20 protein-coding genes are annotated in these 24,118 nt (G+C 43.6%); 11 read left to right on the top strand and 9 right to left on the bottom strand.

Annotated elements, in window-relative coordinates:
- Positions 1-202 precede the first annotated feature (202 nt).
- From argS to IEE84_RS11825, 3 genes are all read left to right on the top strand, one after another.
- Positions 203-2,032: an arginine--tRNA ligase gene (gene argS, locus IEE84_RS11835; protein WP_191114306.1), complete on the top strand. Its 1,830-nt coding sequence runs from the start codon at positions 203-205 to the stop codon at positions 2,030-2,032.
- An 87-nt stretch (positions 2,033-2,119) separates the two neighbouring features.
- Positions 2,120-2,926, top strand: coding sequence for an SPOR domain-containing protein (locus tag IEE84_RS11830; protein WP_191114305.1), 807 nt, complete (start codon positions 2,120-2,122; stop codon positions 2,924-2,926).
- 126 nt (positions 2,927-3,052) lie between these two features.
- Entirely contained in the window at positions 3,053-4,147 is a 1,095-nt protein-coding gene (locus IEE84_RS11825; protein ID WP_191114304.1) for a PTS sugar transporter subunit IIC, read from the top strand.
- 161 nt (positions 4,148-4,308) lie between these two features.
- Here IEE84_RS11825 and IEE84_RS11820 read toward each other — a convergent pair whose 3' ends face one another.
- From IEE84_RS11820 to clpP, 3 genes are all read right to left on the bottom strand, one after another.
- Positions 4,309-5,154 carry an SDR family NAD(P)-dependent oxidoreductase gene (locus IEE84_RS11820; RefSeq protein ID WP_267443169.1) on the bottom strand — a complete coding sequence of 282 codons (846 nt, stop codon included), beginning with the start codon at positions 5,152-5,154 and terminating at the stop codon, positions 4,309-4,311.
- A 468-nt stretch (positions 5,155-5,622) separates the two neighbouring features.
- Complete coding sequence (gene clpX, locus IEE84_RS11815; protein WP_057761822.1) at positions 5,623-6,897, bottom strand: ATP-dependent protease ATP-binding subunit ClpX; 1,275 nt, start codon at positions 6,895-6,897, stop codon at positions 5,623-5,625.
- A gap of 187 nt (positions 6,898-7,084) precedes the next feature.
- Positions 7,085-7,711, bottom strand: a complete 627-nt coding sequence (gene clpP / locus IEE84_RS11810) for an ATP-dependent Clp endopeptidase proteolytic subunit ClpP (protein ID WP_197411852.1) — start codon at positions 7,709-7,711, stop codon at positions 7,085-7,087.
- 924 nt (positions 7,712-8,635) lie between these two features.
- Between clpP and IEE84_RS11805 the strand changes: the two genes are divergently transcribed.
- The 7 genes from IEE84_RS11805 to IEE84_RS11775 all read left to right on the top strand — a co-directional run bounded on the left by IEE84_RS11805 (position 8,636) and on the right by IEE84_RS11775 (position 15,470).
- Entirely contained in the window at positions 8,636-9,664 is a 1,029-nt protein-coding gene (locus tag IEE84_RS11805; protein ID WP_191114303.1) for an urease accessory protein UreD, read from the top strand.
- Between the two features lie 118 nt (positions 9,665-9,782).
- A complete protein-coding gene (gene ureA, locus IEE84_RS11800; protein ID WP_057761815.1) occupies positions 9,783-10,085 on the top strand; it encodes an urease subunit gamma in 303 nt (100 codons plus the stop codon).
- A 56-nt stretch (positions 10,086-10,141) separates the two neighbouring features.
- Positions 10,142-12,331: an urease subunit alpha gene (gene ureC, locus IEE84_RS11795; protein WP_191114302.1), complete on the top strand. Its 2,190-nt coding sequence runs from the start codon at positions 10,142-10,144 to the stop codon at positions 12,329-12,331.
- A gap of 166 nt (positions 12,332-12,497) precedes the next feature.
- A complete protein-coding gene (ureE, locus tag IEE84_RS11790; RefSeq protein WP_191114301.1) occupies positions 12,498-13,136 on the top strand; it encodes an urease accessory protein UreE in 639 nt (212 codons plus the stop codon).
- On the top strand, positions 13,126-13,920 hold the full coding sequence (locus IEE84_RS11785; protein ID WP_191114300.1) for an urease accessory protein UreF: 795 nt from the start codon (positions 13,126-13,128) through the stop codon (positions 13,918-13,920). The genes ureE and IEE84_RS11785 overlap by 11 nt, the downstream gene beginning before the upstream one ends.
- A 57-nt stretch (positions 13,921-13,977) precedes the next feature.
- Positions 13,978-14,667 carry an urease accessory protein UreG gene (gene ureG / locus IEE84_RS11780; RefSeq protein WP_191114299.1) on the top strand — a complete coding sequence of 230 codons (690 nt, stop codon included), beginning with the start codon at positions 13,978-13,980 and terminating at the stop codon, positions 14,665-14,667.
- Positions 14,668-14,717: 50 nt separating this feature from the next.
- Positions 14,718-15,470, top strand: a complete 753-nt coding sequence (locus IEE84_RS11775; RefSeq protein WP_191114298.1) for a HupE/UreJ family protein — start codon at positions 14,718-14,720, stop codon at positions 15,468-15,470.
- Positions 15,471-15,638: 168 nt separating this feature from the next.
- Here the strand turns inward: IEE84_RS11775 and tig are convergent, their stop codons facing one another.
- The gene (gene tig / locus IEE84_RS11770) at positions 15,639-16,982 is read right to left on the bottom strand and encodes a trigger factor (RefSeq protein ID WP_102091742.1); all 1,344 of its coding nucleotides are present in this window, start codon (positions 16,980-16,982) and stop codon (positions 15,639-15,641) included.
- A 524-nt stretch (positions 16,983-17,506) separates the two neighbouring features.
- Positions 17,507-18,160, bottom strand: a complete 654-nt coding sequence (rdgB, locus tag IEE84_RS11765) for an RdgB/HAM1 family non-canonical purine NTP pyrophosphatase (protein ID WP_191114297.1) — start codon at positions 18,158-18,160, stop codon at positions 17,507-17,509.
- Positions 18,161-18,712: 552 nt separating this feature from the next.
- Between rdgB and IEE84_RS11760 the strand changes: the two genes are divergently transcribed.
- Positions 18,713-19,342: a superoxide dismutase gene (locus IEE84_RS11760; protein ID WP_191114296.1), complete on the top strand. Its 630-nt coding sequence runs from the start codon at positions 18,713-18,715 to the stop codon at positions 19,340-19,342.
- 136 nt (positions 19,343-19,478) lie between these two features.
- Here IEE84_RS11760 and IEE84_RS11755 read toward each other — a convergent pair whose 3' ends face one another.
- The 4 genes from IEE84_RS11755 to IEE84_RS11740 all read right to left on the bottom strand — a co-directional run bounded on the left by IEE84_RS11755 (position 19,479) and on the right by IEE84_RS11740 (position 23,358).
- Positions 19,479-20,219, bottom strand: a complete 741-nt coding sequence (locus IEE84_RS11755) for an SDR family oxidoreductase (RefSeq protein WP_191114295.1) — start codon at positions 20,217-20,219, stop codon at positions 19,479-19,481.
- A 292-nt stretch (positions 20,220-20,511) separates the two neighbouring features.
- On the bottom strand, positions 20,512-21,318 hold the full coding sequence (locus IEE84_RS11750) for an HNH endonuclease (protein ID WP_191114294.1): 807 nt from the start codon (positions 21,316-21,318) through the stop codon (positions 20,512-20,514).
- A gap of 73 nt (positions 21,319-21,391) precedes the next feature.
- Positions 21,392-22,210, bottom strand: coding sequence for a DUF72 domain-containing protein (locus IEE84_RS11745; protein WP_191114293.1), 819 nt, complete (start codon positions 22,208-22,210; stop codon positions 21,392-21,394).
- 71 nt (positions 22,211-22,281) lie between these two features.
- Positions 22,282-23,358, bottom strand: coding sequence for a polyprenyl synthetase family protein (locus IEE84_RS11740; RefSeq protein ID WP_191114292.1), 1,077 nt, complete (start codon positions 23,356-23,358; stop codon positions 22,282-22,284).
- Positions 23,359-24,118 lie beyond the last annotated feature (760 nt).

Here is a 24,118-nt window from a genome sequence, read left to right as displayed (position 1 = left end):
CCCAAATCCTGATAACGGTAAGATTTTAGTGCTAATTTTGGCGCAAATGGTGCAATAAAGCGCAAAGATTGTTATATTTACAGGTTACTTATCTTTTTACATTATTCTATCCCTGCAATGTCGGTCGCTATTATAATAAGCCGTTATCGATTGCTCGCATTCGCACCGTTTTTGTTGTTTATTTAATTGAGTTCAAATTCCTATGTCACAAGCCCAAATTGATACGCTTGCATCCCTATTTAACGATGCAATTCAAACCCTACAAGCAGATGGTACGCTACCAAGCGATTGGCAAAACAACAGTCAAATTACCCGTACGAAAGATTTAAGTCACGGTGATTTTGCCAGTAATATCGCGCTAACAGCAGCGAAAGCTGCCAAGGCCAATCCGCGTCAACTTGCTGAAAAAATCGTTAGCGCATTGCCTGACAATCAAGATATTCGCCAAGTAGAAATCGCGGGCCCAGGGTTTATCAACGTATTCTTAAACTCGGAAGCTAAGTTTTCTGTATTGGACGATATCTTCACATTGCAAGATCGCTTTGGCTTAAGTAATCAGTTTGACGGTCAAAAAGTCCAAGTTGAATTCGTTTCTGCTAACCCAACGTCCAGTCTGCACGTCGGTCACGGTCGCGGTGCTGCATTTGGCATGAGTGTCGCTAACCTGCTAGAAGCGATCGGCTATGACGTCACGCGTGAATATTATGTCAATGACGCTGGTCGTCAAATGGACATCTTAGCCACCAGTACATATTTGCGCTATCTACAGCTAAATGATGAAGAGATAACTTTCCCAGTTAACGCCTATCAAGGTGACTATGTCAGTGACATCGCCCAGACGCTAAAAACACAGCATAGCGATAGCTACGTACATAGCTTTGCAGACGTTGCCAAAGATGTGCCAGAAGATGCTCAGTTTGAGATTAATGCTGATGGCGAAAAAACCGTCATCTCAGGTGATAAAGAAGCGCATATTGATGGCTTGATTGCCAATAGTAAGTCTTTGCTAGGTGACAGCTACGCGTTATTTTTAAACGCGGCATTGAGCAGTATTTTGGCAGATATCAAAGACGACTTAAATGACTTTGGCGTGAGCTATGAATGCTGGTTTAGCGAAAGATCTATCGATAGCGAGATTGAGCCTGTCCTACAGATACTAGATGACAAAGGCTACCTATACGAAAAAGACGGCAACATCTGGTTTAAATCGACTGATTTTGGCGATGAGAAAGACCGTGTTGTACGCCGTGCCAATGGCCAGTCGACGTATTTTGCTTCTGATATCGCTTATCATAAAAACAAGTTTGATCGTGGCTTTGATAAAGTCATTAACGTTTGGGGCGCAGACCATCATGGTTATGTCCCACGCGTAAAAGCCGCTCTACTAGCCCTTGGTATCGATGCCGAACGCCTTGATGTGGTGCTTGTACAGTTTGTCGCGTTATGGCGTGGTAGTGAAAAGGTACAAATGTCTTCGCGTTCTGGTCAGTTTGTGACTTTGCGTGAGCTACGTGCAGAAGTCGGTAACGATGCTGCACGATTCTACTATGTAGCGCGTAAGCCTGAAGTGCATGTTGATTTTGACTTAGAACTTGCCAAATCACAAAGTAAAGACAATCAAGTGTATTATATTCAGTATGCTCATGCGCGCGTTTGCCGTGTGTTAGAAAAACTAGCAACCTACGATTTGACCGTAGATGATGCTGTTGGTTTGGCACATCAGGACTTGCTAAGTGCGCCAAATGAAGACGAGCTGATTAAACTGTTAGCAGGATATCCAGCGACGTTACTTCGCGCAGCGACTGGTTACGAGCCACATGTCTTGACCAATTACCTAAAAGAGCTCGCGGCATTGTTCCATGGTTGGTATGACACCAATCGTATCTTGCCTATGAGCCTAACATCAGGTGAAACGCCAAGTCAGGATGAGCTAGACTTAATGCAAGCACGATTGCGCTTGTCAAAAGCTGTTAGACAGGTACTGGCAAATGGGCTTAGTCTGCTAGGCTTGTCTGCACCGTCTAGCATGTAGTACTTTTCTAATATGTGACATGAGTATAGACAGCTGATAGCATTAATTCGATGATGATAGTTAAATTCAGTAGGGAGAACGAGATCCATGCTAGCCAAAAAACCTAAAGGCGCAACAGAAAAGCGCAAATCAAGTAGCGTATCAGGCTTATTGTGGATGTTTGTTGGGGCCGTATTGACCCTTATGATCGGGGTATTTATCTACCTCTCACCATTATTCAATTTCAGCCCCGCTGATGGTAGTGCTGAGAACGATCCTGATCGCCAAGTACAGCCACGTGTGGATACTGATACCGATAATGGCGATTATGAGTTCTACGATATTCTACCTAATCAAGAGATGGCAACCATCCCTGACGAAGATATCGCTGACATTGATAATGATCAAATAGGTGATATCGGTGCGTTTGAACCAGACGTCGTCGTGACTCAACCAGAGAGCGATGCAGGCAGTACAGAAAGTACGGGCAGCTTCGGTGGTTCGGAAAATGCGCCTGTCGAACCTGCTGGTACTAATAATGCTGGGTCGAGTGAGGATATCGTTGTCGTTGAAGAAGATGCAACCTATGATGGTACGCCGCCTGCTACTAGCAACGCTACAACTCGTAACAACAATGCAGCAGCAGGTACGGCAAGTATCCAAGCTGCTAAACCTGCGGCGACCTACATCTTGCAGATCAATAGCTTTAGTGATGCAGATGAAGCGGATCGTCGCCGTGCGCAAGTACTGATGGCGGGTGTCGATGCTCGCGTGGTCAAAAACACGACGGGTAATGGCTTGCCAATTTATCAAGTCATCTCGCGTCCTTTGAATAACCGTCAAGCAGTAACGACGGCACAGCAGCGCCTACAGAACAATGGTATAGACTCTATTATCGTTGAACAGCGCCGCTAGATTCAGTCGTTTACAGTTATTATGTTTATTAAAAAAAGCGTCGTAATGACGCTTTTTTTATCTCTTTATTTTATCAAAAGCTTTCTAGCTGTTTTATCCTATTAAACGTCCATTAAGAGTATGGTTATGACCGTATCTAACTCAGTAACACCGCAAGCAGGCATCATTAAAGCGTTCTTTCAAAAATACTTTATCGATGCTTTTACTGGTATGGCTTTAGGGCTATTTGTCACGTTGATCGCAGGTCTGATTATCTCGCAAATCGGTGGTTGGTTAGATTTGTCAGCATTGGTCGCGGTCGGAAAGCTTGCCTCGATATTAATGGGTGCTGGTATCGGCGTAGGTATCGCTTATTATCTCAAAGCGCCAACGCTAGTGATGCTTAGCTGCCTCGTAGCGGGTATGCTTGGTGCCCATTCCGAAGCACTAATGGCGGGTACGCTCTTTACGCCGCAAGTGGGTGGACCTGCAACTTTTGTAGCACTGCCAGGCAATCCAATCGGTGCTTATCTGACTTCTGTATTTGCTTATCGTGCTGGTACTTGGATCGCTGGGAAGACGAAGCTTGATATTTTATTGGTGCCCTTAGTGGTGTGCGGCGTCGCGCTATTAGTCTGCGCACTGCTCAATCCGCCTATCGTAGCAGGGGTCGCTGCTATCGGTCAGGGTATTCATGCCGCTACTGAATTACAGCCCCTGCTAATGGGTATCGTCATCGCTGTAGTGGTTGGTATTTTATTGACCCTACCAACGTCAAGTGCAGCTATTTGTATTGCTATTGGGCTTGGTGGCTTGGCGGGCGGGGCAGCAGTGGTAGGCTGTGCAGCGCATATGATTGGTTTTGCTGTTGCAAGTTTCAAAGACAATGGCGTTAGTGGCGTCATCTCTCAGGGCTTGGGCACCAGTATGCTACAAATCCCCAATGTACTAAAAAAGCCCATTGTTTTATTGCCCGCTGTCATTGCTAGCGCGATTGTTGGCCCTATCGCGACTGTCGGATTTGGTTTAGCTTGTACGGCGACAGGTGCGGGCATGGGTACGGCTGGTTTGGTCGGTGTGTTTGGGGTGATTGAAGCGTCACAAGCAATTATGAGCACTGGTCAATTATGGGCAGCGATTATTCTCCTGATGTTTATATTGCCTGCGGTGATTGCAGGGTTAGTGGCTTATATCATGCGCCGTATGGGCTGGTTGGTCGCTGGTGATATGAAATTGCCTTAATCTCTAAAGTATTGACTTAAAATATCATTAACAGTCTCAAAACTCAGTCTTATCCTTAATCAGCAACAACAACGCTTAAAAGAGCCCAGCTACAACTATAGCTGGGCTTTTTATATATAAATTCATCAATTTCCCATGAAATAGGGAGTGTTTATAAAATATTATTCAACCGTCTTTAGCTTCTTATGACGACGTGGTTTTAGTTTGCGGGACAGTTGATGGAAGTCGTTCAGCACTTGGCTATAATGTGAGGGAAATACACGTTGGATGGCATCAATCATCTTGGCATCGTTACCAATCAGGCAGCGCTGCTGATTAGTCGCTGCTGCCTGTAGGATAATCCAAGCCGCTTCATTGGCATCGAATTTTAAGAATTTATTAAAACTTCTGATGGCTTTGGGCCCAGTACTCATGCCAATATCATGGACGCTCTCATTACCGCGCGCGCTGTTGGCGATATTGGTTTTGATGCCGCCCGGATGGATACAAGTCGCTGATACCCCGCAGTTCTGGATATTTAGCTCTTGGCGTAAGCTCTCTGTAAAGCCGCGTACGGCAAATTTGCTAGAGTTGTAGGCAGACTGTGATGGCTGAGCGGTCAAACCAAACAGACTTGAGATATTGATAATATGTCCATGCTCGCCAAACTGGCTCTGTTTAACGCTGTTTTTGATTAACGGTAAAAACGCCTTAGTACCATAAACCACGCCCCAAAAATTAATGTTTATTACCCATTCAAGCTCACTAATACTACTGCCTTCGACGGTAGAGTAGAGTGCGACACCTGCATTGTTAAAGATGAAATTTACTTTGCCATGATCGCTCATAACACTATCAGCCCATGCTTCCACCGCTGTATTGTCTGATACATCGAGTACGGTCATAGTGACGTTGACATCATAATTGGCAAGTAACTGTTTGGTCGCTGCCAGCTGTTCAGGATTGATGTCCGATAGTGCAACATGACAGCCCATTTTCGCTAAATGAATGGCCAGCTCACGGCCCATACCAGAGCCTGCGCCCGTAATGGCAGCGACATGGTTTCGGTAGTAGAATGCAACGTCCGAGTCATCCAATGAATCATGGTTAGAAGAAAACGGTAAATGTTGGCGCAATGAAGTCGCCATAGCGGTCACATGGTTGAGCATAATAAACAATCCTTTGTCTTATTAATCATATGAGTTGTACGGACTATATATATTGGTATATAGAAATAAAGTATAAAGGTCAAAACAGTCTATCTACATTAGCATGGTTTGCACTGACGTCTGCTAGCGATTAATAAACGCTGCTGTCATTTCGGAGCAGGTGTAATGAATGTCGCCAATTTTCAGTAGGCAAGTTATCTAGTAGGCAAGCTATCCAACAGACAAATTGATTAAATAATAGACATAAAAAAAGCGTCTTAGCTTATTTAGCCAGACGCTTTTTTAGTAGTCCGTTAATGATAACGGACTATTTATATCAATTATAAATTAAGCAATTTTAGGCACTTTACCTTCATTGATAACGTCCGCATCAACCATTACAGTTTTAGCATTTTCCATAGAAGGCAATTCATACATGGTCTCAAGCAGCGCATTTTCTACGATAGAACGTAGACCACGAGCACCAGTTTTACGCTCCATGGCTTTTTTGGCGATGGCATCTAGTGCTTCTTGGGTAAAGCTAATCTCAGCACCTTCCATATCGAACAAATACTTGTACTGTTTTACCAGTGCGTTCTTAGGTTCGGTCAGGATTTGTACCAAGGCTGCTTCATCTAGCTCTTGCAGTGCCGCAAGTACTGGCAGACGACCGATTAGCTCGGGAATCAGACCAAACTTGATCAAATCTTCTGGCTCGACTTCTTGTAGCAAGTCTGAGCTGCGACGGCTGTCATCTTTTGAGCTGACATCAGCGTTAAAGCCGATACCGCCTTTTTCAGTACGTTGCTGAATGACTTTATCAAGTCCAGCAAACGCGCCGCCCACGATGATTAAGATATTACTGGTATCAACTTGGATCAGCTCTTGCTGCGGGTGCTTACGACCACCGTGCGGCGGGATAGCAGCCACAGTACCTTCGATTAGCTTTAGCAACGCTTGCTGTACGCCTTCACCTGATACATCACGCGTGATAGATGGATTGTCGCCTTTTTTACTGATTTTGTCGATTTCATCAATATAGATGATACCTTGCTCAGCTTTAGCTACATCATAGTCAGAGGCTTGGAGGAGCTTTTGTACGATGTTTTCAACGTCTTCACCAACATAACCAGCTTCGGTCAACGTTGTAGCATCAGCCATCGCAAAAGGTACATCTAGCAGACGAGCCAAGGTTTGCGCAAGTAGCGTCTTACCAGAACCAGTCGGACCGATTAGCAAGATATTACTCTTAGCCAATTCTACCATTGCATCGTCAGCGCCGATTTTAGCTTTTTTGCTGTCGTTGGCTAGCGTTTGGCTAACTTTTAGACGTTTGTAATGGTTATAGACGGCCACAGCCAATGCTTTTTTGGCAGCGTCCTGACCGATGACATATTCATCAAGCTTGGCACGCAGCTCTTTTGGCGTTGGTAGTTTTTTATTGACCCAAGAAGTGTCTACTTCGCTATCGTCATCACCGTGCTCTGCGCTGTCTGCGATCAGGTCAGTACATAGCTCGATACATTCATTACAGATATTGGCATCGTCAGCAGCAATCAGTTGCTGTACATCGCTTTTGGCTTTACCGCAAAACGAACACTGCGGGGTATTATCTTCTGCCATAAAAGGCGCTCCTAAAATTTAAAACTGGTTAGTTTATTTGTAGTATGTCAATTATCGTACCAATTCAATGGTCATACCTTTCAATAGGTCAGGTATGACATTGATAACGGTTTATCGTACGGCAAATAAACTATAAAAGGTCTTATGATTGCACTCTCAATTAAGAGGCATCACGTTAATGCTTAGATTACAAAGACTCAGGGCGACGCTCTAATACTTCGTCAACCAAACCATACTCTTTGGCTTCTTGTGCATCTAACCAATAATCACGCTCAACGTCTTTTTCGATTTTCTCTACTGGCTGACCAGTACGCTCAGCTAAGATACTATTTAGACGTGCACGAGTTTTAAGGATTTCACGAGCATTAATTTCGATATCCGTTGCTTGACCCTGCGCGCCGCCTGAAGGCTGGTGAATCATAACGCGAGCATTAGCAAGTGAATAGCGCTTGCCTTTTTGTCCAGCGGCCAATAGGAATGAACCCATGCTGTAAGCACCGCCCATACAGATAGTAGATACTTCAGGTTTGATGAAGTTCATGGTATCAAAAATAGCCAAACCAGCGCTTACTGAGCCACCTGGTGAATTGATATACAAATGGATATCTTTGTCAGGGTTTTCAGCTTCTAAGAATAGCAACTGGGCGACGATAAGGTTAGCCATGTTGTCTTCGACCTGACCGGTCAAAAAGATAACGCGCTCACGTAATAGACGTGAAAAAATATCAAACGAGCGTTCACCGCGTGAGGACTGTTCAACCACCATAGGTACTAATGCCGCTTGTGTGGTCTGTACTTCTTTGTGCGCACTCATCAGCATATCAAAATGCGGGTTGGCAGTGATGCGATCATAATCTGTCATAGAAAAGTCCTATCGATAAATGTATAAAATAAAAATGGATTGAATGATTTTATTGTCTAGTAGTTTTTGACTAATGGGTTGTTTATAAGGGGGCTGCGCTCACTATTCAAGCCTATAAAACGGGTTTGTGCATAAAATAGGTGAAAAAGTGACCCTCCGATATTGCTAGGACTCATTGCTTATATTGAAACTTATACTAAAAATACGTCTAGAAGTAGATAAATACTATCTTATCTATTATCAAGTCGTACAGATATTGATAGTATCTGTATCGACAGTGTCTGTATCGATACAAATAGCGTAAATCATGTCTAACCTGACTTTTTAACATAGAATACCTGATTAATAGCCCTATAATCCACCTATCTTACTGACTAAGCCTGCAAATAGTTATGCGTTTAGTATTTCTGCTTATCTAATGTCCTCAGAGGGTATTGCGCTAACAATAACGCTAAAAAATGCACTGTTATGGACAAAATGTACTGTTTTGGTGCAAATATCTGCTGATTTTATAAATGACTGAAGCTTAAAAAACGTTTAGACAATAGTTGGAAATATACGATTATTTTTATCGTCTAATCCAAAAAAGAAAAAGCACAGACAAATCAAAGTTTTGAGATGGTAAGGTTTTTATTTGGTTATCTGCTATTAAGAGTTGGCACAATGCTTGTATCAATAAAAACATTGACGCTTTTATTTATCATGGTGCGCTAGGCACGATAAATGGTGTACGCTGTATTCCTCCGTTACTATTCTGACATTGCTGTAGTTAATGAACTGTAATTAACGATTGGCAATAGAGTTCTTAACGGATAGCAAATGATAGCTGTCATATAAAATACTGAAACATATTTAATTGGTAAATGAGTATATAAAATGAGCTGGGCCTCTTCTTTAGCATTAAGCTTTGACACTGTTAGCAGTACAAGTACGGCCAAAGAGGGTACGGCTGATAACTCAAAAACGCGGCTTTATCATCGTAAGCATACAGGTGCCTTGATGGTACAGCGTGCTCTATATCCTGAGCCAAGCGTACAGCAGGGTATTTGTCACATACTGATGCTGTATCCACCAGCTGGTATCGCAGGCGGCGATACGCTGACCATAGACCTAGATTTAGATAGTGGTAGCCACTCTGTTATCACCACACCAGGGGCAGGTAAATGGTACGGCAAAGACAGTGTCAGCCAAAAACATAAATCTTCGTTAGGCAGCGACGATGCTCACCAAAATATGGGGCAAAATGAAATAGCTGCCTATGCAAGCCAACACGTACAAGCCAACCTCGCAGCACATACCCGTTTAGAATGGCTGCCGCAAGAGAGTATCATTTATAACGAAGCCAATATGCATGCAGTGAGCCGTTTCGATTTGACGGATTCATCTAGTCTACTGACATGGGAGATTAGCGTATTTGGGCGGCAAGCTTACGACGAGCAGTTTTTGCAAGGGCATTATCATACTGGATTAAATATCTACCGAGATGGCAAGGTTATCGTTGCTGAGCGAGTAGCGCATGCAGCACAAAGTCGCTGGTTTACCTCAAATTTAGGCTTAGCGAACCAGCATATTTATGGATCGTTTTGGGCAGTCCCAAGCTTAAGCGACGTCCATGATAATCTTGCACTCTCCGCGTCACAAACCACGCAATCGACCGAAACGGCCCAAGCAATTATCAAGCAATCATTAACCCGCTATCTAGACAATACCGTAGTAGCATTGCGTCAAGTCATTGCTCAAGCACACCTACCTGTCTACTGCACCCATAATTGCCAAGCGATCAATATCCGCTATATTGGCTCAGATGTACGTAGTTGTTTTGAAGCGTTTTACCAGCTGAGAGAAATCTTGCGAGACCATTGGTGGCAACTTGAGCATTGTCGTCCACGTATTTGGGACACTTAATACGGCCACTTTTAATAATAAAATTAAGATATATTGCGACGATTTTTAATCGACATCTAATGCTTTGAAACTCCCTAATCTGCTATAAATATAATGATAAGTACAACAAGGAATTGTCATGCACCTGACCCCAACAGAAAAAGATAAACTCATGCTATTTACCGCTGGTATGGTGGCTGAGCGTCGCAAAAATCGCGGTGTCAAACTTAACTATCCCGAAGCCATCGCTTATATCAGTATGTTGCTGATGGAAGGAGCAAGAGATGGTAAAAGAGTTGCCGAGCTAATGAGCGAGGGCGCCACTTATCTGTCGGCTGACGATGTGATGGAAGGTGTCGCAGAGATGGTAGATGAAGTGCAAATCGAGGCGACTTTTCCTGATGGCACCAAACTGGTCACGGTACATAATCCCATCGTGTAACGCTGTATACCATTGTTATAGCACTGAAATGCTCACTATAAAATAAGGCGGCTACCATGCAAGCAGGTGAATACCATATCCAAGATGGCGATATTATCTTAAACCAAGGTCGACAGGTACAGACCATCAGTGTCAGCAATACTGGTGATAGACCTATCCAAATCGGCTCGCATTATCACTTTTATGAAGTAAATGATGCCTTGAGTTTTGACAGAGAGCAGACTCGGGGTTTTCGTCTCAACATTATCTCTGGCACCGCCGTACGTTTTGAGCCTGGGCAATCGCGGGAAGTGGAATTGGTAGCATACGCTGGCAAACAAGATGTATATGGTTTTGCTGGGCGTGTCATGGGCGCAGCTCATCCAGAAAAAACATCAGAGAGCGCCGCTGATAAAAAGGTAACTGCTACTTCGCAGAAGCGAGTCAGTCGTCGTATGTATGCTGAGCATTTTGGCCCTACCACAGGCGATAAAGTTCGCTTAGCCGATACCGAGCTTTGGCTACAGGTTGAAGCAGATTTAACCAGTCATAAGGATACTGCTGTTGACCAAGCAGATACGTCGCAAAGTGGTGAGAGTAGTAGCAAGCCTGTTGAAATCAAAGGTGAAGAAGTCAAATTTGGCGGTGGTAAAGTTATCCGTGATGGTATGGGACAAGGACAATTACTAGGCGCGGAAGTTGCCGATACAGTTATTACCAATGCATTAGTCGTTGACTATACAGGCATCTATAAAGCAGATATCGGTATCAAGGATGGTCGTATCAGTGCCATTGGCAAAGCGGGCAATCCTGATATCCAGCCTGCCATTGATATTCCTATTGGCGGTGCTACCGAAATCATCTCTGGCGAAGGTAAAATCCTCACAGCAGGTGGCGTTGATAGTCATATTCACTTTATCGCGCCTCAGCAGTGTGAAACAGCGCTTATGTCAGGGGTAACGACGATGCTGGGCGGCGGGACAGGACCAGCTCAAGGTACGCTTGCCACCACCTGTACACCAGGGGCATATCATATTGCCTCAATGCTAAAATCTACCGACAGTATCCCTATGAATATTGGTCTACTGGGTAAAGGCAATGTAAGTGTACCAGAACCTATTGCTGAACAAATCGAAGCAGGTGCCGTGGGGCTAAAGCTACATGAAGATTGGGGTACCACCCCGCAAGCTATTGATAATTGCTTGAGTGTCGCTGACGACTATGATGTGCAGGTGGCCATTCATACCGATACTTTAAATGAAAGTGGCTATCTAGAGAGTACACTTGCTGCTTTTAAAAACCGCTGTATCCATACTTTTCATACTGAAGGGGCAGGTGGTGGCCATGCGCCCGATATTCTAAAGGCTATTGGCGAGTCGCATGTTTTGCCATCATCTACCAATCCCACTCGACCATATACCGTCAATACCATTGATGAGCATCTCGATATGCTGATGGTTTGTCATCACCTAAGTCCTGCTATTGCTGAAGATGTGGCCTTTGCTGAGAGCCGTATTCGTCAAGAAACCATCGCCGCAGAAGATATCTTGCATGATTTGGGTGCTATCTCGATGATGAGTAGTGATTCACAAGCGATGGGGCGGGTGGGTGAAGTCGTCATTCGTACATGGCAAACCGCGCACAAAATGAAAGTGCAACGTGGCCATCTAGTGCCAGATGCAACGGCGAACATTGAAGATGAGCAACAGTACATCACTTTGACAGACTATGACCAAAGCGCGGACAACGATAACTTTCGTATCAAGCGCTATATCGCAAAATATACGATAAACCCTGCAATTACTCATGGTATTAGCGATATGGTCGGCTCAATCGAAGTGGGAAAATGGGCAGATATGGTGCTATGGTCACCCAAGTTTTTTGGGGTAAAACCTGAGTGTATTATCAAAGGTGGTCTTATCGCTGCGGTACCGATGGGCGATATCAATGCCTCTATTCCCACACCCCAGCCTGTGCATTATCGTCCTATGTTTGCTACATATCCAAAATCGGTTGCCCAAACCAGCATTACCTTTATGTCGCAAGCGGCTATCGATAAACAAGTAGATAAGCAGCTTGGATTGACCAAAGTCATTCAGCCAGTACATGGCATTCGTAAAATTCGTAAAAGCGATATGCGCTTTAACAGCTACTGCCCAGATATGGATATCAATCCTGAGACTTATGAAGTACGTGCCGATGGTAAGACACTGACCTGCGAGCCAGCTGATGTATTACCCATGGCACAGCGTTACTTCTTATTTTAAAGCTTATGATGCACGTTTATAGGATCTCTAGCACAGACAGTGAGCTATAAACCATGTATGCCAATGGTCAGTTGGTTTCTTGAGTGATATCTTATCTTTATTTCCAACACTTTTACCATCAATACTATTGACCAATAGTTTGAGCAACAACAGCCAGAGAAGAATAATGAAAATATTTAATACCCGTTTAAGTACGCTTAGCGATATGCAAAAAGCCCAATTGGCAGAACAGTATCAAGCCGATGATTACCTGCTATTGGATTTTGATACTCGTCAGCATTCCCGCTTTAGAGCCATTACTGTTTCAGGTGAGGCAGTTGGTGTTGACCTGCCTCGTACAGGCGTATTAAAAGGCGATGATGTCCTTATCAATGCAGCTGGAGAGTTGATGCAAGTTATCGCCAAGCCACAAGCCGTGACTAAGGTGACTGCTGCAGATGATTTTCTACTAATGAAAGGCGCTTATCACTTGGGCAATCGTCATGTGCCATTGATGTTTGACCACAGTTTTGATCAGGGTAAGGCAGGCTATTCGCTGTATTTTGAAAATGATCATGTACTTGCACAGATGTTAGAAAATCTTGGTTTACATATCGAGTCTACGTCAGTGCCATTTGAGCCTGAAACCGGCGCTTATCAAACGGGCCAAGGGCATGCGCATGGCCACTCTCACTCCCATGCACATTCGCATAGTGACTCTCATAGTCATAAGGAAAGCCATGACCATAGCCATGATGAAAGCCACAGCCACGGACATAGCCATAGTCATCATGATGCGCTTGTAGGTCGTTCGAATGATGGTTGATACCAGTGCTCAGCCTGCTCAATCTGCCCAACTTGGACAGCTACTGATGCTGGCATCGAGCAATTTGCCGATTGGTAGCTATACCTATTCGCAAGGTGTGGAGTCAGCGATTGAGTCAGGGGTTGTCTCTGATGAAGCTAGTACGCTTACATTTATGCAGGACTATCTAGCGCTTGCGGTGATTGGCTACGAGCTGCCTGTATTAGGGCTGATAATGTGCGCACTCAGCCAAGGTCATGAAGCGCTAGCAGCAAATTTAGCACATGATTATCACGCTGGCCTAGAAAGTAAAGAGTTTGTACTGGAGTCGCAGCAGTTGGCACAAGCCATGGTGTCTTGGCTCAACGAAGTCCTGAGTCTTGGCATACCGGCCGAAATACCTGAAGATGGATTTTTGCCGCTATTTGCTCATATTGCTCAGCATTGGCAGCTGCCACTAGCGCAGTCAATGACTACTTATGGATTTGCGCAATTAGAGAACATGGTGCTCGCTGCTGTGAAGACAGTGCCGCTAGGACAGATGGCAGGTCAGCGTATTCTGTGGCAATTACAAAGCGATTTGGGTGCTCAGGTCGATGCTCTAAGCGATGACGTACAGCATGTTTTTGATGCTCTAGTTATGTCGACAAACACGGCCAATACTGTAGGTAATAGTGAAGAGTCGGACTGTCAGCAGCTATGCCAAGACCTCTATGAATCGCTTAATATCTCGAATAATTTACCCAATTTGGCTATTCTCTCAAGCATGCATGAGGAGCAATACAGTCGGTTGTTCCGCTCATAGCTATAAATTCATTTCTATTTATACTTATTAATATACAAACTGTTTTAGGAAATTAATATGTCTCTAACTCCGCTTAAACCACAAAACTCTCACACTGCATTAGACGTACAGACTGATAGCGAGAGCCAGAAACCGTCTTCTACTTTATCGTGCTTACGCCTTGGTATTGGTGGGCCAGTTGGTAGTGGTAAGACTGCTTTGACTTTAAGGCTATGCCAAAACCTGCGCGATACGGTCAATATGGCTGTGGTGACCAATGACATCTATACCAAAGAAGATTCAGAGTTTTTAACCCGCAATGATGCTATGCCCGCTGAGCGTATCCGCGGTGTAGAGACGGGCGGCTGTCCGCATACGGCTATCCGCGAAGATGCTTCTATTAATCTGACTGCAATTGCTGAGCTACAAGCAACTTTTGAAGGGTTGGAGTTGATTATCATTGAGTCAGGTGGCGACAATCTAGCCGCGACATTTAGCCCAGAGCTGTCTGATTTGACCTTGTACGTCATTGATGTCTCTGCAGGCGATAAGATACCTCGTAAAGGTGGCCCTGGCATCACCAAGTCTGATTTGTTGATTATCAATAAAACTGACCTTGCACCAATGGTTGGTGCTTCGCTGGAAGTGATGGAACGCGATGCCAAAAAAATGCGTGGCGACAAACCTTTTGTCTTTAGCAATATGAAAACAGGCGATGGGTTAAATGAGATTATCGCCTTTATTAAAGAACATGGCATGCTTGCCTAAAGAATAGATGAGCTTTTACCATTAAAATATAAAGAATAAGGAAAATCCGCATGACACAGTGTACAAAAGGTCTTCACACCGAAAGCTCTCGCTTTTCACAAGTGCTCTCAGCTCGTCATATCATGTCTGGTTCGGCTGTGATGATGACCTCACTAATACTACCATCATTGGCGCAAGCACATTCAGGGCATATTCATTCGACTACCGCGCAAGCGCCATCGTTTTTGGGTACGTTGCAAGCAGGTCTGATGCATCCAGTGACTGGCCTTGATCATTTGTTTTTGGCAGTGGGTATGGGCATGCTGTTTTATGGGCTACAAAAGCAGCGCTTAGGCATGATGTCATTGACGGCAGGGTTATCGTTAGGTGCAGTATTGGGCACTATTGGTGTGCTGATTGGCGGTGTTGGGTTTGCTGCATCATCTGGATTGATTGAGTTTGCCATATCGCTATCAGTGGTCGTATTGGCTATGATCTTAATGAGCCAAAAAAGCAGACAAGAAGCATTCTCTGCTCAGACCCATACAGCACGCACGCCAAGTATTCAGCAGCTGTCATTGTTTGGTTTTGGTGGTTTGGCAGTGTTTCATGGCATGGCACACGCGATGGAAGTACCAGCGAATGTCGGTGTGAGCGGTCAGCTAGGATTTTATGCAGGAATGATGGTCACGATGCTAGCGCTATATGCAGTTGGTACGCTGATTAGTCAGCAGTTGCAGCAACGCTTTAGCGATAGCTTGTGGTTACAGCGTGGGCTAGTGCTGCTAGGATTAAGCGCCGTATTTGCGCCTGTTTTGGTGTAAGGCGCGCTTTATAGTACGAGTACGATGTTTATAGATTCGATGTTTGTTGCTGAACTTACTTAGCTAGCGAACGCCATAAAAAATGCGCCCCCGATCAAAAGGTCGGGGGCGCATTTTAGTTTTGATAACTGACTACAGCATATCTAAAAAGACAGCTTGTCGTATCAATTACATTGCTTGCTGCTGTTGTTGCTGAGCCGCTAGCAAGTCTTGGTAGCTAACTTCTTTGTCAGTTACTTTACCTTGAGCGATCAAGTAATCTACTACTTGGTCTTCTAGTACAACAGACTCAATGTTAGCGCGCTGCTGCTTGTCATTGGTGTAGTACTCGATAACTTCTGCTGGATCTTCGTAGTTTTCAGCGGCTTCTTTGATGAAGGTTTCAACACGCTCTTGATCTACTTCTAAGCCTTTAGTATCGATAACACGGGCAACGATGATGCCAAGACGGGCAGCACGTAGCGCTTGCTCTTCAAATAGCTCATTTGGCAGCATGTCTTTATCGAAGCTATCAGCATTCGCGCCGAACTGCTGAGAAAAACGTTGCATCATCATGTTGCGTTGACGCTCGATTTCTTGCTCTAGCATCGCGTTTGGTACATCAAACTCATTCTTTTCTAGCAATGCGTCAAAAGTTGCTTGCTTAACTTGGCTACGCGCAGCATTTTTGATTTCGCGTTCCATGTTTTTGCGTACGTCTTCTTTCAACTTCTCAACGCCGCCTTCTTTTACGCCGAATAGCTCAAGGAACTCTTCGTTGATTTCAGGTAGCTTAGATTTTTCAACCAATTTTACGTTGATTTTAAACTGAGCTTCTTTACCAGCTAGGTTCTCAGCTTGGTAATCTTCTGGGAAAGTCACGTCGATAGTTTTTTCTTCGCCAGCTTTCATGCCTTTGATACCAGCTTCAAAACCTGGAATCATTTGGTTGCTACCGATAACTAGTTTAAAGTCTTCAGCAGAGCCGCCTTCGAATTTTTCGCCGTCGATAGAGCCTTCAAAGTCAAAAGTCACTTGGTTGTCTTTTGCAGCCATGCCCTTTTTCTCAACGAATTCTTCACGTTGTTTTTGTAGGTTTTCGATCATAGTGTCAACGTCTTCTTCACTCACTTGTGCAGTGTGACGCTCAACTTCGATCTCATCGATACCTTGCACGTCAACTTCTGGGAAGATTTCAACAGTGGCTTGATATACCAAGAAATCGTCTTCAAGTTTTACGTCGTCGATGTTAGGCATGCCAACAGCGCGGATGTCTTCAGATTTGATCGCTTCAAACACAGTATCACGGATCACATCGTTGATAACTTCTTGTTGAATGCCAGCACCGTACTGAGAGCGGATGTGTGACATAGGGACGTTACCTTTACGGAAACCGTCAATCTTGGCAGTTTTCGCAACTTGGCGAATACGGCCTTCAACTTTGTTTTGAATTTTTTCAACGGGCACTTTAACCGTTAGCTGGGTTTCTTTATTAGATAGCTTGTTGGTTGTGACTTGTAAATCTGTAGCCATGTTAATTACACCTTTAGGATTAAGTAGTACGTTTGATTAATGAAATAGTACTTAGGGTTAAATTGTAATAGACAGACCGCGCCTCAAATTACGGGCATGTACGACGGGCTGCCGTTGAAATAAATAGGGGATAGCGATAGCGCACAACGTCAAATTCAGTGCCAGTAGCAATCGCTGCTGATACTAAAAGGTGAACCTGCTGAGGTTGTCCATGCTATCAAATATCGATAATAAACCGTTAATGCACCGCATAATAACGCTTTTTGGTGAATTATACAGCCAAATAACGGATTTCAACAAAATTTTAAAAGTAGAACAGTATAATCTATCTGTTTATTAAAGTAAAAATTATCTCTTTGATGGCATGTTTCCTTATGTTGCTTGCTCTTATATGGTTTAATTTTATACAAAAATTTAGCCAGATTCGTATTCGATAAATGAGATAACAGATAAGAAACAGCGATAAGGTTGCAAGCGCAATATGAGTATCAAGTGCGCTTATGGATAGAATAGCTATAAAGTACTTATAAAGGTAGCTGCGCCAATAGCTGCTGGATTGCCTGACCACGATGGCTGATGCTGTTTTTATCAGCAGCGCTTAGACTAGCCGCACTGGCTTGCAAGTCAGGTAACCAAAACAATGGATCATAGCCAAAACCGCCGTCACCATGTAGCGTATCCAAGATTTCGCCATGCCATAATCCTTGGGCGACAATCGGTAGCGGATCATCAGCATGACGCACCATTGCCAGTACGCAAACGAACATACCTTTGATCGGAGCATCTGGACTCGCTGCGCGGATAGGTTGCAAGTCGGTGATGAGCTTGGCGTTATTTTTACTATCGTTGCCGTGCTCACCAGCGTAGCGAGCAGAGTAGATACCTGGCGCATTACCTAGTGCAGGCACGCACAGTCCTGAATCATCAGCGATAGCAGGCAGTCCACTGATACGGCTCGCATGACGGGCTTTGATAATGGCGTTTTCCACAAAGCTTAGACCATCCTCGATGGCGTCTTCGATATCGAGCTGACCTTGCGGGACAATCGTCACGTCCAAATTCGCTTCGGCAAATAGCCGTTTAAACTCAGCCAATTTGCCTTTATTGTTACTGGCCAGTACCCATTGGTTGCTAGATGTCGGATGGGTAGCAGTTAACGAGGTATCAGTAGTGCTCATAGAGTTATTCCGTAATATAAAGATGATGAAGAGCTATTATTCGAGTAGGCTTTATTTACCTTCTATAGCGTTAATCGGTAAATTGTTTGTCGGTTGAAGTAGTTATACTAATTATGATAACGCATGAGTTTAGAGTGAATGCAGTTACCGCTTAATAAATAACCAATCGCTATACAGATTGTACGGGCTATAACATTTGGTAACTGATATTATTGGTCACTATTGCTATAATAGATACCAAGCTACAGTGAATTATATCTTATAGCTTGTGAATATTAAGTTAACAAAAGTCTATAAAGTCAGAGACTTGGCTTTTTGGCGAAGAATAATAGCAATAACTAACCGCTAGGTTAATTTTGGATTCATAATGATACGTGATATTGTATTGAGCAGTACCGTGTATCAAGCGATAAAGTTCATTTCAAACAATAAACTCAGCCAATTTAGTCCGCTATTTTATAGTGTTTTTTGCGGTGTAAAAATAGCGTAAAATTCAGTTTCTATAAGCAAGTTTTTATAAACTAACGGCTAAACAGCAAGGATAAAATAATTATGTCAAACATTACTTTACCAGACCTACCATATGCAAAAGACGCGCTAGAGCCACATATCAGTGCAGAAACGCTAGAGTATCATCATGACAAGCATCATGCTGCTTATGTAAACAAGCTAAAAGACATGTTGCCAGGTTCTGGTCTAGAAGACAAAACATTGCCAGAAATCATCACAGCCACTGCTAAAGATGACAGCAAGCAAGGTATGTTCAACCAAGCAGCCCAAGTATGGAACCACACGTTCTACTGGAACTGCATGACGCCAACGAACGGCGGCGGCGAACCAACAGGTGACCTAAAAGCAAAAATCGAAGAAGATTTCGGTAGTTATGACAAGTTCCGTGAAGAGTTCAAAAATGCAGCATTGACTCAGTTTGGTTCTGGTTGGGCATGGCTAGTCGCTGACAAAGTCGGTGGCAAACTATCAATCGCCAAAACGGCTAACGCTGACACCCCACTTGCACATGACCAAGTAGCGGTATTGACTTGTGATGTATGGGAACACGCGTACTATGTAGACTACCGTAATCGTCGCCCTGACTATGTTGACACGTTCTTAGACAAGCTAGTGAACTGGGACTACGCAAACGCAAAATATAAAGGTCAAGATGCTGGCGTTGAAGAGTAATCTTGAACGACTAAGTATTTGATTGATAAAAAGGACACCGAGAGGTGTCCTTTTTTTGTGTGATAACTTTCTATATAGCTTTCTATTTCGATATTTGATTAAAACATATTTTTGATAGAGCATCGCTATTACGATATTAGGCGATACCACCGTTTGCGCCGATATTTTGTCCAGTAACCCAAGCTGCTTCTTCACTGACCAAAAATGCTACCACACGGGCGATATCGACTGGTTCACCGATACGATTAAACGGTGACATACTAGCAAGTCTATCTACCGTGTCATTCGATTTACCTTGATGAAATAGCTCGGTATCAGTAGGGCCGGGAGATACTGCATTGACCGTGATGTTACGCTCGCCGACTTCTTTGGCAAATATACGGGTCAGCTGATCGACCGCGCCTTTGGTCGCACAGTAGGTGCCGTAACTAGGTAGCAGCATACGAGTGGTCGTACTTGAGAGATTTACGACACGGCCACCGTCATTGAGTTTAGTCGCAGCTTCACGCAATGTATTGAACGTGCCTTTTACATTGATAGCAAATATACGGTCAAAGTCTTCATCGGTGGTCTCGGCAATAGGTTTATTAATCATTATACCTGCGCTATTAACCAGAATGTCTGGCTTACCAAACGCGCTGATAGTGGCATCAAACATTGCTTCGACTTGTTTGGCATTACTGACATCGGCTTGCACAGCGATAGCTTCACCACCTGCTGATTTAATCTGACTTACAATATCATTCGCTGCGGCATCATCATTTGCATAATTAATGACGGTTTTAGCCCCTGATTCTGCAAGTGATAAGGCTATTTGCGCGCCGATACCTTTTGATGAACCGGTTACAATCGCGACTTTATTTTTTAGTGTTGTCATCGATACTTTCTCCAATATTATGAGTGAATATCAGTACGCTTATATTACGTTTCGACTGATGTCTCTTGATTAGTAGGACATAAGTTACCAGTGTGCAAAACCAATAAGTAGAGCGATTCTGTAGGCTTGTTTTTAGATAAGTTTATCTATTGTGTCTATGCGGATGTAATGAACAAAAATAAAGGTGTTCGTTGAAGGTAGGCCTTGATAACTAAATGTTTTTTGGCAAATGGGTAATTATGCTTATACAGTATTTATCAATAATACAGAGTTTCAAGCACAGCTATAATACTTAAATGGAGTTATCAGCTATTAGATTTCTTATTTCAAGAATTGATAATGTCTTGTCTTTTTTTCTATGAACGACAGAGTGGCAATTCGCACATAGAGGAGTTAAATCGGTTTCGGGATCTATGTGTTTGGGTGTTTCAAATTCCGATACAGGAACTATATGATGGACATGAATAAACCCTTCAGCATATTCTCCATAGAAACTTCCAAAGTTAAATCCGCAAGCAGCACAAGAGTTACCGTGAATAGCAATCGCTTGTTTTCTGTATTTAGGATTTCTTTCATATGTAGTTACATAGCGTTTTGATTTTTTGCCTTCACTGAAAGATTCAAGTGAATCCTGAAATTTTCCTACAGTTTCATCTGAAATATAAGCCTTCTTTTGCTCTGAAACTTTCTTAGGAGTGACTCTAGAGATAATAAGATGGTAAGTTTCTTCATCGATAGCTCTTACTCCATCGCGCCAATAGTTAGATTTTCTCGAATCAGGAATTATCTCTAGATAATTTGAATCATCTTTTGCTAAAACTGCTTCTTCAAAGGGTATAAAGTCAGTAATGGTAGCAAAAAAGTCATTTTTATTACTTTCTTTGTCTGGGTAGGTCTTACCGATTTTAGCGATAGCGAAATAGTGAGGAGCATCAGATAGTCTATCTTTCGAGAAAGATTTATTTTTAAGACCTCCCTTGTAGTAAATAACATGAGTGCCTGGTTCTAGATATCTTAAATATCTTTTAGGAAAGTGGTAAAGGATGCCAGTTTCATCAGCCCAAGCAGATTCATCATTTTCAGTTATTATTGCGTACACTCTATTTCCTTATATTTTAAATTCCGCAGTATTATGGCTTCTATATAAGTAGCTTAATTTTTAATTATATCTATCACAAAACCTCAAACCCAAACTTATTCAACGCCTCTCGCAGCATCGCAATATTATAATAGGCATGTGCATTGACGGTATTTTGAAAGAAAATATAGAACGTATCAAAATGCTGACGTTGATTGGCGATTGCTTGCGCCCAGTCCTGCATCTCAGCTTCGCTATAACGATAGTCATGACGATCAGCCGCACTCATCGCATCCCACCAGTTTAGGTTATTGCCGTGCATACGCAGATAGCCAGTGCGCTCAGTAAATATCAATCGCGATGGTGGTAACCCGCCTACCTTGGGATAATCAACGCTACACCAAATTAAACCTTGCTGCTGGAAACTATCGACCACTTGCGGCGTGTGCCAGCCGTTATGACGAAATTCAATGGCGAGCGGATAGTCTCGAAACCAGCTAACGAGATTAGCCAGATATAGTCGATGCTCACGAGTACGATCAAAGCCATGTGGGAACTGAAGCAATAAAGGTGCCAAAGCATTTGCTTCGATAAGTGGAGATAAAGCGTTTAGAAATGCCTGTGCGTGTTCGGCAGTGCCTTTACGTGCATGAGTAAAGTCTTGATGCAGTTTTACAGCAAATTTTAACTCGCTTTCAGCTTGTACATAAGCTTTATCAACCATCCCAGCAAAGGCTTTTTGTCCGATGGGCGCATAAAAGGTACTGTTGATTTCGACTGCGCCATATTGCTTGGCATATTCACGTAAGAAGTCGGTTTTTTTGGTGCCGGTGGGATACAGTGTACCGAGCAAATCGGTATCGCTATAGCCACCAGTGCCGAGGTAAATGCGCGGGGTAGGGGAACTGTCCATGTTGACCACTCAATGCCGTTTTGGGTAAGGGAATTTACTACGATATCTGCTTTCGACTGCTATTCGACAAGCTATTTTTTACGTGACCAGAGCCATTCAATCAGTGCCAGTAGCGCATCATTGTCTGTGCCAATGTTATCTTCATTGTCGCTAAGCTCACGACTATGTAGTTCATGAGAAATGGCTGCACGTCCGTCATTAAACAGTGATTGCGCATAGCTAGTCGCCTCATCGACACCCATTAGTTTTACATAGGTAGATTTGTCTAGTTTTTCATCGCTACCTGCAGGCTTACCAAGCGTATCTGTCGTCATGGTGACGTCTAGCACATCGTCTTGGACTTGAAACGCCAGACCGATATATTGCGCGCACTCTTGCAATGCCATGCGCTGTGGGGCCGTTGCACCAGCACAGACGCCGCCCATGAGCATCGCCGCTTCAATCAACGCCCCTGTCTTGTCACGGTGGATGGCTTCCAAATCATCCTGCGCGATATTGGCACTGGCTTCGGCATTGAGGTCTAGCATTTGACCCGACACCATGCGTCTGGCGCGCGGAGCAAATATTGCCATGAGCTGACTTGCGATAGTTGCATCGAATGGCGCAAAAGTTGGCATCTCTGCAGTTAGTACTTCAAACGCTAGTGTCTGCAATACATCTCCTGCCAGCAGAGCCGTCGCTTCATCAAAGGCTATATGCGCAGTCGGCTGACCACGGCGAAGCTCATCATCGTCCATACACGGCAGGTCGTCATGTACCAGTGAGTAGGTATGTAGTAGCTCTACGGCCAATGCAGCACGGCGCGACATATCATAGTCTGAGTCGTTTTCTAGTAGCGCGTCCAGATCAGTATCGAGAGTGTCGATATCATAATTATGTTCATCTGTACGTTCATTATTACTGCTATTAATACTGGCAAAAGCGCTGGCAACCATCAGTGGACGTACCAGTTTGCCTTGACCCTTCATCACATAGCGGCAAGCATCTACCAGCGGGCTAGGGAGCTTGGCATAATCAAACAACACCTCAATATCTTGCGCCAATTGCTCGCGCACAGCACCATGAAATTGTTCAGTGCTTTGAAAAGAGACAAAGTCAAAAGGGATAAAGCCAGTAGAGGTAGTGCTAGAAGTAAGGGAAACAGTCATAATCCAACCATTTATCAGGGATACAGTAAAACTTATTAGGGATAAGATAAAAACGCTATTAGTGTAGCATGATAGGTCATATCACTTATGTGACACACGGTATCAATTGATTGTTTTTTGCATTTTTCTACCAAAGTCTATTCAAAATTAGAGCAATCTTAGCTGCAATATAACGACAAGATTTCGTTACCGATGGATGATGTTACTCTCTGGTTGAATATGTTCTGATAAAAGAGCAAGCTAGGCTGGCACGTTAATCTTATTACCGTAGAAAAGTGGTACTGAATGCTTACACTGAATAGCTAGCACTGACCAAGTAGCATTTATTCAGTAGCGCTAACGGACTGTCATTCCAAAGATGGAATGCATGAAGTCAGCAACACGAAATAAATCTAAATTAACAATTCAGTATACATTTATTCACTAAAACACTTTTAGCGTAAGGTAAATGCCTGCAAGTGATTTAAGAGTGACTTGCGAGTATGGTATTAGCTTGTGACAGTTAGGGGCATAATCCCCTACACTAATTGACGTGAAAATGGTCTGATGGTGACCCTACTGGGTTTTTTCTCAGGATGTTCAATCGTCGATACCGAGTGTTAGACCAAGTCTCAGTCAATATTTTGAACATCAGTACCTGCAACAGCGGTATATAAATGAAGCGTCACATGATGTCATGTAAGAGACGCAAAATAAGTGCATCATGATGAGTGCTGGATAATAAAGACATCTTCACTGGTGCGCTGGTTATATGTTTGTT

This window comes from Psychrobacter sp. 28M-43 (assembly GCF_014770435.1).
Classification (GTDB): Bacteria; Pseudomonadota; Gammaproteobacteria; order Pseudomonadales; family Moraxellaceae; genus Psychrobacter.
This window is presented reverse-complemented; position numbering and strand designations above follow the sequence as displayed.

Bases quoted from the DNA above. Each gene is read 5' to 3' on its own strand.
- argS (WP_191114306.1), top strand. From the start codon at position 203: ATGTCACAAGCCCAAATTGATACGCTTGCATCCCTATTTAACGATGCA.
- IEE84_RS11830 (WP_191114305.1), top strand. From the start codon at position 2,120: ATGCTAGCCAAAAAACCTAAAGGCGCAACAGAAAAGCGCAAATCAAGT.
- IEE84_RS11825 (WP_191114304.1), top strand. From the start codon at position 3,053: ATGACCGTATCTAACTCAGTAACACCGCAAGCAGGCATCATTAAAGCG.
- IEE84_RS11820 (WP_267443169.1), bottom strand. From the start codon at position 5,154: ATGGGCCGTGAGCTGGCCATTCATTTAGCGAAAATGGGCTGTCATGTT.
- clpX (WP_057761822.1), bottom strand. From the start codon at position 6,897: ATGGCAGAAGATAATACCCCGCAGTGTTCGTTTTGCGGTAAAGCCAAA.
- clpP (WP_197411852.1), bottom strand. From the start codon at position 7,711: ATGAGTGCGCACAAAGAAGTACAGACCACACAAGCGGCATTAGTACCT.
- IEE84_RS11805 (WP_191114303.1), top strand. From the start codon at position 8,636: ATGAGCTGGGCCTCTTCTTTAGCATTAAGCTTTGACACTGTTAGCAGT.
- ureA (WP_057761815.1), top strand. From the start codon at position 9,783: ATGCACCTGACCCCAACAGAAAAAGATAAACTCATGCTATTTACCGCT.
- ureC (WP_191114302.1), top strand. From the start codon at position 10,142: ATGCAAGCAGGTGAATACCATATCCAAGATGGCGATATTATCTTAAAC.
- ureE (WP_191114301.1), top strand. From the start codon at position 12,498: ATGAAAATATTTAATACCCGTTTAAGTACGCTTAGCGATATGCAAAAA.
- IEE84_RS11785 (WP_191114300.1), top strand. From the start codon at position 13,126: ATGATGGTTGATACCAGTGCTCAGCCTGCTCAATCTGCCCAACTTGGA.
- ureG (WP_191114299.1), top strand. From the start codon at position 13,978: ATGTCTCTAACTCCGCTTAAACCACAAAACTCTCACACTGCATTAGAC.
- IEE84_RS11775 (WP_191114298.1), top strand. From the start codon at position 14,718: ATGACACAGTGTACAAAAGGTCTTCACACCGAAAGCTCTCGCTTTTCA.
- tig (WP_102091742.1), bottom strand. From the start codon at position 16,982: ATGGCTACAGATTTACAAGTCACAACCAACAAGCTATCTAATAAAGAA.
- rdgB (WP_191114297.1), bottom strand. From the start codon at position 18,160: ATGAGCACTACTGATACCTCGTTAACTGCTACCCATCCGACATCTAGC.
- IEE84_RS11760 (WP_191114296.1), top strand. From the start codon at position 18,713: ATGTCAAACATTACTTTACCAGACCTACCATATGCAAAAGACGCGCTA.
- IEE84_RS11755 (WP_191114295.1), bottom strand. From the start codon at position 20,219: ATGACAACACTAAAAAATAAAGTCGCGATTGTAACCGGTTCATCAAAA.
- IEE84_RS11745 (WP_191114293.1), bottom strand. From the start codon at position 22,210: ATGGACAGTTCCCCTACCCCGCGCATTTACCTCGGCACTGGTGGCTAT.
- IEE84_RS11740 (WP_191114292.1), bottom strand. From the start codon at position 23,358: ATGACTGTTTCCCTTACTTCTAGCACTACCTCTACTGGCTTTATCCCT.